The following is a 9,620-nucleotide window of genomic DNA, read 5'->3' as shown; positions in this document are numbered from 1 at the left end:
CCCCCCGCACTGGGCCCGCGCAGCGAGCCCGGCCCAGTGCCTGTACCGGCCCCTCGGCCCCGTGCTGTGGTGAGCGCCCCCCGTCCCCCGAAGTGCCGTGACCGGCCGGCACGGACCCGAGGAGCCGCGATGCCCGAAGCACCACCGCAGGATCCGCCCGCACTGCACGTCGAAGGGCTCGACGTCATGTACGGACGAGCCCTGTCAGCCCTGCGTTCCGTGTCCCTGANNCGAACGGCGCCGGCAAGACCACGCTGCTGAGGGCCGTCTCGGGCACCCTGCGCCTGCACCGCGGCACCATCACCGCGGGCCGGGTCCGCTACGGCGACACCGCCCTCGACGGACGCGACCCGGTCGCGGCCGTCCGCGCCGGCGTCGTCCAGGTCCCCGAGGGCAGGCGGGTCTTCGCCGGTCTCACCGTCGAGGAGAACCTGCGCGCCGGCGGTCTCGGCCTCGGCCGGCGCGCCCCCGCACTGGTGCGGGAGTCGCGCGACCGGGTGTACGGCCTGTTCCCGGTCCTCGCCGAACGCAGTGGCCAGGCGGCCGGACTGCTGTCCGGCGGCGAGCAGCAGATGCTCGCCATCGGCCGCGCCCTGATGGCCGCGCCGCGTCTGCTCCTGCTCGACGAGCCGTCCCTCGGCCTCGCCCCGCGCATGGTGTTCCGCATCGCCGAGGTGATCCGGGAGATCAACGAGCAGGGCACCGCCGTCCTGCTCGTCGAGCAGAACGCCGGCATGGCCCTGTCCCTCGCCGACCAGGCCCACGTCCTCGAAGTCGGCGAGGTCCGGCTGTCGGGCCCCGCCGACGAACTCGCCCGCACCGACGCCGTACGACGCCTGTACCTCGGCGAGAGCACCGACGAGCCCGCCACCGGTCAGGGGGCCGCGTGAACATCCGCACCACCGGCCGCACGGCCACCGGCCCCGCCGCCGGTCCGCAGGCCGCACCCCCGGCGCTCCACGTCCGGGACGTCACCGTCCGCTTCGCGGGTCTCACGGCCCTCGACGCGGTGTCCTTCACCGTCGCCCCGGGCTCCGTGCACGCCCTGATCGGGCCCAACGGCGCGGGCAAGTCCACCTGCTTCAACGTGCTGTCCGGCCTGTGCCGCCCGGCCGCCGGTCAGGTCCTGCTCGGCGACACCGACCTGACGGGACTCGCCCCGCACCGGATCGCCGCGCTGGGCGTGGCCCGCACCTTCCAGAACATCGTCACGACCGAGGGCACGGTCGCCGACAACCTCATGCTCGGCCGGCACGCCCTGTCCCGCGCGGGCTTCGCCGCCAGCGCCCTGCGCCTGCCGGGCGCCGTACGCGAACAGCGCGCCCACCTGGACCGGGTCCGTGAGATCGCCGAACTCACCGGCCTCGGCGCCCATGTCGACACCCCGGTGGCCCTGCTGTCGTACGGCGACCGCAAGCGCGTCGAACTCGCCCGCGCGCTCTGCCTGGAGCCGCGCGTGCTGCTGCTCGACGAACCGGTGGCCGGCATGAACGGCGCCGAACGCGCCGCCACCGCCGACGTCGTCCGCACGGTCCGCGAGCAACTCGGCCTGTCCGTCGTCCTCGTGGAACACGACATGGGCCTCGTGATGCGCCTCGCCGACGAGGTCACCGTCCTCGACTTCGGCCGCCGCCTCGCGCACGGCACCCCCGACGAGATCCGCCGCCACCCCGAGGTGCTGCGCGCCTACCTGGGCACCGGCGCCCCGGACGAGACCCCGGAGATCCAAGAAGCCTTGGAGACCCCGGAAGCGGCGGAAACGGCGGATCCGGCGGAAACCACCAAGACGACCAAGGCGACCGAACCAACTGACCCCACCGAGACCACCGAAGAGACCGCAGTGACCGAACCCCCCGGGGAGAACGCTCCGTGACCACCCTCCTCGACACCCTCCTCAACGGCCTCGCCCTGGGCGCCGTGTACGCCCTCGTCGCCCTCGGCTTCGTCGTCATCTTCAAGGCCTCCGGCGTCCTCAACTTCGCCCACGGCTCGCTGCTCCTGCTCGGCGGCTACCTGGTCGCCGTCCTTCACGACGACCTCGGCTTCGCCGGCGCCCTCGCGGTGGCCGTCCTGACGACCGCGGCCGTCGCCGGCGCGCTGGACCGGCTGCTGCTGCAACGGGGCGACCCCGATCCCAAGGCCGCGCACGTGCAGACCATCGTCACCATCGGCGTGGACATCATCCTGGTGACCGACCTGTCCCGGCGGATCGGCGGCGATCTCCTCACCCTCGGCGACCCGTGGGGCGACGCCGTCACCGGCCTCGGCCCGGTGACCGTCGCCGACAGCCGGCTCGCCGCGATCGTCGTCTCCACGGTCGTCATCGCCGGGGTCTTCGCCCTCTTCCGGTTCACGCCCTGGGGCCTGTCCCTGCGCGCGGCGGCCGAGGACGTGGAGGCCGCCGCCCTGATGGGCGTACGGCTGAGCCGGGTGCGCATGCTCGCCTGGTGCCTGGCCGGGGCGCTCGCCGCGCTCGCCGCCGTGTTCCTCGCCGCGTTCCCGGCGCCCGGCCTGGAGCGCACCACCGGCCAGATCGCCCTGAAGGCGTTCCCCGCCGCCATCCTCGGCGGCATGGCCTCGCCGCCCGGCGCCCTCGCGGGCAGCCTGCTGATCGGCCTGACCGAGGCCCTCGTGGCGGGCTACCAGTCCGAACTGCACGTCCTCGGCGAAGGGTTCGGCGATGTCGCGCCGTACGCCGTGATGGTCGTCGTCCTGCTGGTGCGGCCCACCGGTCTGTTCGGCGCGAAGGGAGCGGTCCGTGTCTGAACTCGTCCCGAAGTGGGGCAAGCTGCTGCTGCCCGCCCTTCTCCTGTGCGCCCTGCCCTTCTACCTCGACGCCTTCTGGCTGCGCATCGGTCTCTTCTCGATCGCCGCCGCCATCGGCGCCGTGGGCCTCGGCCTGCTCAGCGGCACCGCGGGACAGCTCTCCCTCGGCCACGCCTTCTTCCTCGCGGTCGGGGCCTACGGCTACACCTGGCTGGCCGGCGACCCGGGCCCGGCCCTGCCCCCGGCGCTCGCCGCCGTCCTGGCCGTGCTGCTGGCGGGCGCGGCGGGCGGCCTGTTCAGTCCCGTCGCCGGCCGCGTCCGCGGCATCTACCTGGGCATCGCCACCCTCGCGCTGGTCTTCCTCGGCCACCACCTGCTGCTGACCGCCGACTCGGTCACCGGCGGCTTCAACGGCCGCTCGGTACCGCCGCTCACCCTGGGCGGGTTCGGGTTCACCGCCGACGATCCCGAACTCACCGTGCTGGGCGTGCCGTTCGGCGCCGAGGAACGCCTCTGGTACCTCGGTCTCGCCCTGTTCGCCCTCACCTGGTTCACCGCGCGCGGCCTGCTGCGCGGCCGTCCCGGCCGGGCCCTGTCGGCCGTCCGCGACAGCGAGACCGCGGCGGCCGTGATGGGCGTGAACGTCGCCCGCTACCGCTCGGCCGCCTTCGTCGTGTCGTCGATGTACGCCGGCCTGGCCGGGGTCCTGCTGGCCCTGTCCTTCCGCCGGGTCGTGCCCGACTACTTCGGCCTGGCCCTCTCCGTCGACTACCTCGCCATGATCGTCATCGGTGGCCTGGGCTCGGTCGCCGGAGCCACCGCGGGAGCCTTCTTCGTCACCGCGCTCCCCCTGCTGATGACCCGGTACGCCGACCAGCTTCCCCTGGTCGCCGCCCCGGGCACCGGAGGCGAGGGCGCCCTCGGCCCCACCGAGGCGGCCCGCTACCTCTACGGCGCCGTGATCGTCGTGATCCTCCTGTACGCCCCCGACGGACTGCACGGCCTGTCCCGCCGCGTCCGCGCCCGACTGCGGCCCGCCCGGTCACCCGACCGGCCGCCGTCCGCACCCTGGCCGGCGAGTGCGGAGACCTCACCCGCCACACCCGCACGAGCCAAGGAGCACACCCCGTGAACCCCAAGCACCGCACCCGCGGCACCGCCCTCACCGCGGCACTGGCTGCCCTGCTGATCGCGGCCACCGGCTGCAGCTCCAAAGCGGACGGCGACAGCACCTCCGACGGCGCCGACGGCGTCAAGTCCGGCCCCGGAGTGACCGACAAGGCCATCAAGCTGGGTGCCCTCACCGACCTGACCGGCCCCTACGCCACCCTCGGCAAGTCCATCGTGCAGGCCCAGCAGATGTGGGCCGACGAGACCAACGCCAAGGGCGGCATCTGCGGCCGCAAGGTCGAGATCGTCGTCAAGGACCACGGCTACGACGTCCAGAAGGCCGTCACCGCCTACGCCGACATCTCCCCGGACGTCGTCGCCCTGCCGCAGGTCATCGGCTCCCCGGTGGTCGCCGCCCTCCTCGACGACATCGAGCGCGACCACCTCCTCACCTACCCCCAGGCCTGGGCCGCCTCGCTGCTCGGCAAGGACTCCGTCCAGGTCATGGCCACCACCTACGACCTCGACATGATCGCCGCCGTCGACTTCCTGACCCGTACCAAGGGCCTGGCCAAGGGCGACACCATCGGGCACGTCTACTTCGAGGGCGACTACGGCGCCAACGCCCTCCAGGGCTCCACCTGGGCGGCGAAGAAGGCCGGCCTGAAGGTCTCCGGGCAGAAGATCAAGGCGACGGACACCGATCTCTCCGCCCAGGTGACGGCGTTGAAGAAGGACGGGGTGAAGGCCATCCTGATCAGCGCCGGGCCCGCCCAGACGGCGTCCCTGGTGGGCGTCGCCGCCTCCCGCGGACTGCGCGTGCCCGTCGTCAGCAGCGCACCGGGCTTCGCCCCGCAGCTGATGAAGACACCTGCCGCGCCCGCCCTGTCGGCCATGCTGAACATCGTCAGCGGCGCCCCGGCCGTCAGTGCCGACATCCCCGGCGTGAAGACCATGGTCGCCTCGTACACCAAGAAGTACCCGGCCTCCCCGGTCGACTCCGGTGCGCTGTCCGGCTACAGCGCCGCCCAGCTCCTGGGCGCCGACCTGAAGAAGGCGTGCGAGTCCGGCAGCCTCGCCCGCGAGGACGTGGTGAAGGCGCACCGCTCGCAGAAGAGCGTCGACACCGGCCTCGGCAGCCCGCAGAACTTCTCCGACGTCGGCCGGCCCGCCGCACTGTCGACGTACGTGCTGAAGCCGGACGCGAAGGCGGCCGGCGGTGTGGTGGGCGTCGAGGACGCGCACCAGGCGCCGGGAGTGGAGGAGTACCTGACCTCGAAGTCCTGATCCGGGCCCGCATTCAGCGGCCACACTGCTGAATGCGTTCGCTTTCTTGCATTGGACCTCCGAGGCCCGCCGGGCCCAGGCTGGGACGCGTCCGGTGCACCGCGATCACCTTCCGGTGCACCGGACTTCGTCATGTCCCGACTTCGAAGAGAAGTCACGAGCCGGGCACACCAGGGGAGGACCTCCGCCGATGGCGTCGTCGCTCGACAGACCCCTCGACCACCGCTACCGCGACGAACACCCGATCCGCACGCTCGCCTACCTGTTCCGCGCCGACCGGCGCCGGCTGGCCGGCGCGGTCGTCGTCTTCACCGTCAAGCACAGCCCCATCTGGCTGCTGCCGCTCATCACTGCGTCCATCATCGACACCGTCGTCGAGCACCGGCCCGTCTCCCGCCTGTGGACCAGCACCGGCGTCATCCTGTTCATCCTGATCGTCAACTACCCGCTCCACCTGCTCTACGTCCGCCTCCTGTACGGCAGCGTCCGGCGGATGGGCACCAGCCTGCGCTCCGCCCTGTGCACGCGCATGCAGCAACTGTCCATCGGCTACCACTCACGGGTCAGCGCCGGGGTGCTCCAGGCCAAGGTGGTCCGCGACGTCGAGGCCGTCGAGCAGATGGTGCAGCAGACCGCGGAGAACGGGCTCGGCGCGACCACGGTACTCATCGGCGGCCTCGTCATCATCGCCGTACGCACGCCCGAGTTCGTGCCCGTCTTCCTGGTGGTGGTGCCGGCCGCCGCGTTCGTCGTGGCCCGGCTGCGCTCCCGGCTGCGCGCCCACAACGAGCACTTCCGCCACGAGGTGGAGACCCTCTCCTCGCGGGTCACGGAGATGACCCGGCTGATCCCGGTCACCCGCGCCCACGGCCTGGAGGGCAAGGCGCTCACCCGCATGGACGGCACCCTGCGCCGCCTGCTGACCTCCGGGATGCGCCTCGACCTGGTCAACGGCCGCTTCGGCTCCATCTCCTGGGTGGTGCTCAACGTGGTCGGCGTGCTGGTGCTGACGGGTGCCGCGCTCGTGTCGTACTACGAGGTCTGGGGCGTCACCGCCGGTGACGTCGTCATGCTCAGCGCCTTCCTCACCACCCTCACCAACTCCACGACCACCCTGACCGGCCTGGCACCGGTCATCACCAAGGGCCTGGAGTCGGTCCGCTCGGTCGGCGAGGTCCTCCAGGCGCCCGAACTGGAGGACAACGAGGGCAAGGCCGAACTCGCCTCACTGGACGGCGCGGTGACCTTCGAGGGCGTCGGCCACGCCTACGACGCCGACCGGCCCGCGGTGCGCGACTTCACCCTGTCCGTGACACCCGGCGAGACCGTCGCCCTGGTCGGCGCCTCCGGCGCGGGCAAGTCGACCGTGCTCAACCTCGTCATCGGCTTCATCCGGCCGACCTCGGGCCGCCTGCTGCTCGACGGCACCGACATGAACACCCTCGACCTGCGCACCTACCGGCGGTTCGTGTCGGTGGTCCCCCAGGAGTCGATCCTCTTCGACGGCACGATCCGCGAGAACGTCGCCTACGGCATGGAGGACGAGGCCGACGAGGAGGCGGTCCGCGCCGCCCTGCGCGACGCCAACGCCACCGAGTTCGTCGACCGGTTGCCGCAGGGACTCGACACCCTCGTCGGTGAGCGCGGGGCCCGCCTTTCGGGCGGGCAGAAGCAGCGGCTGGCGATCGCCCGCGCGCTGATCCGGGACCCCAAGGTGCTGATCCTCGACGAGGCCACGTCCGCGCTCGACACCCGCTCGGAGGCGCTGGTCCAGCAGGCCCTCGCCCGGCTGCTGCACGGACGTACCACCTTTGTGGTGGCGCACCGGCTGTCCACGGTGCGCGGCGCCGACCGGATCGTGGTCATGGGGGAGGGCCGGATCCTGGAGACCGGAACGCACGAGGAACTCCTGCGCGAGGGCGGGGCGTACACGGCCCTGCACAGCGGGCAGGCGGCCTGACGTCACCGGGCCGGGGGCGGGGCCAAGTGGCGAGAACCGTGCCCCCGGAGGGTGACATGCGCCCCACCCGTGCATGAATCGCCCACGTCCGGGCACACGCAGCGCACCACACCTGGAGAAAGGGGCGCTCGTGATCGTTCCGGACCCGAAGACCGTCAGGACGCTGCTCACCCGCTACGCGTCGCTGAGGATCGCCCAGGCCGAGCGGGAGACACCGCGCACGGCCCGCGAGCTGGAGGACGTCGTCTACACGCTGTGCGTCCTCATGGCCACGTCCGACGTCCGTGCGGCGGTCGCCGCGGCGGACGCGCTGCTCGCCGCCGAGGTACGGCCGCCGACTGCCCGGGTGCCGAAGCAGGACAAGGACGCGGCCAGGGACGGCGAGTGCGACCCGGACCCGGACGGAGAGCTGGACGGAGAGCTGGACGGGGAGAGCGGGCTGTCCCTGGTGGTCTGAGAAGGGCGTGAGCCCGCCCCGGCCCGGCTCACGGCACCGCCGAACCGCAGCGGTCCGCGGGCCGGGCACCCTGCCGCGAGGGAGCCCCGGCCAGCCACTGCGCGATGGTGCGGGCGATCGGCTGGCCGGTGTCCACCTCGACGAAGCCGAACTGGCCCGACTGGTTGCACTCCAGGAACCACCACGTCCCGTCGGCGTCCTCCGCGAAGTCAAAGGCTCCGTAAGCCAGTTCGGCCTCCCGCAGATAGGTGCGCACGGACTCGGCCAGGCGCGGCGGGACGTCGGCCGGGCACCACGGCGCGGTGGACGGCGTGAACCGCACGTCCACCACCTCCGGGTCGCCGTCGGCGCACGTGGCCTTGCGGGCGGCCAGCAGCCGGTCGCCCACCGCGGTCAGCCGGATGTCGGCCCGCTTGGCGATCCGCCGCTGCAGCAGCGTCGGCCCGTAGGCGACGGCGGCGAAGTCGGCGCCGGGCGGGACCCGGGTGGTGGGCACCGCCCGGGGCGGGTCCTGCGGATGCGCCCCGGACACCGGCTTGACCACGAGGTCGGGGTAGCGCTCGGCGAAGTCCCGCGCCGCCTGCGGGAACGTCGTGATGAGCGTGGCCGGCACCGGCAGCCCGCTGCGCTGGGCCAGGCGTAGCTGCCAGGGCTTGTGCCGGGCCCGCCGGGCGGCGTCCGGATGGTTCATCCAGCGCGCCTCGCTGCCGCGCACCATCCCGTACAGCGCCTGCGAGGCCTCCTCCGTGAGCCACGCGGACGGTTCGGGGGCGCGGGCCGCCGCCGCGCCGGGCCGGCGGACCCACACGGAACGCAGCGAGTCGAGGCTCACCAGTCGGCCCGCGGACGACAGATGCCCCCGGAAGGCACCGTGCACGAACTCCCCGGAGAGCGCCACGGAACCGGTCAGGTCGGCGGGATCGAGGCGCACGACGGGAACGCCGGCGGCGTTCAGGTGCACGACCACCATGTCCGCCGTGACGTCCTCTTCACTGGTCAGGATGAGCACGGTCATCTCGGCCGCCCGCGCTCAGTCGTCGAAGTGCGTCTTGGAGCCCGCTGTGGAGGTCGTCGTCCCCAGCTCTCTCAGCAGGGCGTGGTCACGAGCGGCGATCCGGCCGTCGAGGAGCACGTTCAACTGCAGTCCTGGGTCATAGGCGTACGGAGTGGCGAACTCCAACTCCGCTGCCGGGCGTGCGTAGTTGAGCGCGAACGGTTTCATCGTCTCTCCCTCGTCGGTACTGCATCGATCAAGCGGTGCCGCTGTGCGACGTCACTCGGGCCCGCTGCTGTGGTGCGAACTTCGGTGCGGTGGTGGGACCTTCAGTCACTTATACGAATCGAACGGGTGGTTGGTTTCCTTACTCTCCGTGATCATCGGCGGGTCGGGCCGGGCACAGGGAGCTGAGCAGGGGTGATGAGCCCTGCGGGGAGCGAAAGTCTTCCCGAGCGGTCAGTCGGCGATGCCCGCGCGGTCGGGGGCGCGGCGCAGGGAACGCAGGGCGAGGAGCAGGACACCGATGTCGTCGAGGTAGACCGGGTCGGGCAGCAGGTCGGCCGGGAGGACGAAGTAGGCGACCGCGCCCCAGAAGACCCAGCGGGGGCCGGTCGGCAGGCCCGCCCGTCGCAGGCCGCGCCGGGTCCGCACCAGCCGCACCNNCCACGGCGAACACCGCCACCGCCACTACCGCGACGACGGTGACGAGCGTGGTGGTCGCATCCACGGGCCCTCCCCTGTGCGCGGTCCGTCGCGCGGTCTGCCGGCGGTTCTCCGACTGTCGGATTCCCCGTTCCGGCTTTCCGAATGCCCCGTCCTGGTCGGGAGAATAGCGCCGACCGGGTGCGGGCCGCCGGTGCCGGACGCGGCAGCCGTGCGAAACGGGCCCGCCCAGGGCCATGGAGCGCGTTTCACACGGCTGCCGCGTCCGAGTGGCGGTACGGCCCGGGGTCCGAGGTAATGGTGATCGTCACATGGCGTGTCGCATCCCGGGGGCGCAGGTGCGACCGCAGCCTTCAGAGAGAGCCAAGCATGATCACCCG

Annotated in this window: 7 protein-coding genes and 3 pseudogenes; 7 read left to right on the top strand and 3 right to left on the bottom strand. The window is 72.5% G+C overall.

What is annotated here, in order from left to right; translation table 11 throughout:
* Positions 1-129: 129 nt before the first annotated feature.
* The 7 genes and pseudogenes from BZL64_RS35725 to BZL64_RS42285 all read left to right on the top strand — a co-directional run bounded on the left by BZL64_RS35725 (position 130) and on the right by BZL64_RS42285 (position 7,580).
* Positions 130-890: pseudogene (locus BZL64_RS35725) on the top strand (ABC transporter ATP-binding protein).
* Positions 887-1,714, top strand: a pseudogene (locus BZL64_RS35720) (ABC transporter ATP-binding protein); the annotation flags it as partial. The pseudogenes BZL64_RS35725 and BZL64_RS35720, both read left to right, overlap by 4 nt.
* Before the next feature lie 155 nt (positions 1,715-1,869).
* Positions 1,870-2,766 carry a branched-chain amino acid ABC transporter permease gene (locus tag BZL64_RS35715; protein ID WP_086773202.1) on the top strand — a complete coding sequence of 299 codons (897 nt, stop codon included), beginning with the start codon at positions 1,870-1,872 and terminating at the stop codon, positions 2,764-2,766.
* The gene (locus BZL64_RS35710; RefSeq protein ID WP_086773201.1) at positions 2,759-3,898 is read left to right on the top strand and encodes a branched-chain amino acid ABC transporter permease; all 1,140 of its coding nucleotides are present in this window, start codon (positions 2,759-2,761) and stop codon (positions 3,896-3,898) included. Before BZL64_RS35715 ends, BZL64_RS35710 begins: the two co-directional genes overlap by 8 nt.
* Positions 3,895-5,163, top strand: a complete 1,269-nt coding sequence (locus BZL64_RS35705; protein WP_086773200.1) for an ABC transporter substrate-binding protein — start codon at positions 3,895-3,897, stop codon at positions 5,161-5,163. Before BZL64_RS35710 ends, BZL64_RS35705 begins: the two co-directional genes overlap by 4 nt.
* 190 nt (positions 5,164-5,353) lie before the next feature.
* Positions 5,354-7,123 carry an ABC transporter ATP-binding protein gene (locus tag BZL64_RS35700; RefSeq protein ID WP_086773199.1) on the top strand — a complete coding sequence of 590 codons (1,770 nt, stop codon included), beginning with the start codon at positions 5,354-5,356 and terminating at the stop codon, positions 7,121-7,123.
* A gap of 130 nt (positions 7,124-7,253) precedes the next feature.
* On the top strand, positions 7,254-7,580 hold the full coding sequence (locus BZL64_RS42285) for a DUF5133 domain-containing protein (protein WP_086773198.1): 327 nt from the start codon (positions 7,254-7,256) through the stop codon (positions 7,578-7,580).
* Between the two features lie 28 nt (positions 7,581-7,608).
* Here BZL64_RS42285 and tgmB read toward each other — a convergent pair whose 3' ends face one another.
* The 3 genes and pseudogenes from tgmB to BZL64_RS40430 all read right to left on the bottom strand — a co-directional run bounded on the left by tgmB (position 7,609) and on the right by BZL64_RS40430 (position 9,304).
* Entirely contained in the window at positions 7,609-8,595 is a 987-nt protein-coding gene (gene tgmB / locus BZL64_RS35690) for an ATP-grasp ribosomal peptide maturase (protein WP_086773197.1), read from the bottom strand.
* A 15-nt stretch (positions 8,596-8,610) separates the two neighbouring features.
* The gene (gene tgmA, locus BZL64_RS35685; protein ID WP_086773196.1) at positions 8,611-8,802 is read right to left on the bottom strand and encodes a putative ATP-grasp-modified RiPP; all 192 of its coding nucleotides are present in this window, start codon (positions 8,800-8,802) and stop codon (positions 8,611-8,613) included.
* A gap of 231 nt (positions 8,803-9,033) precedes the next feature.
* A pseudogene (locus tag BZL64_RS40430) lies at positions 9,034-9,304 on the bottom strand (DUF1232 domain-containing protein).
* Positions 9,305-9,620 lie beyond the last annotated feature (316 nt).

The sequence above is a fragment of the Streptomyces bobili genome (assembly GCF_002154575.1).
Taxonomy (GTDB): Bacteria; Actinomycetota; Actinomycetes; order Streptomycetales; family Streptomycetaceae; genus Streptomyces; species Streptomyces bobili.
This window is presented reverse-complemented; position numbering and strand designations above follow the sequence as displayed.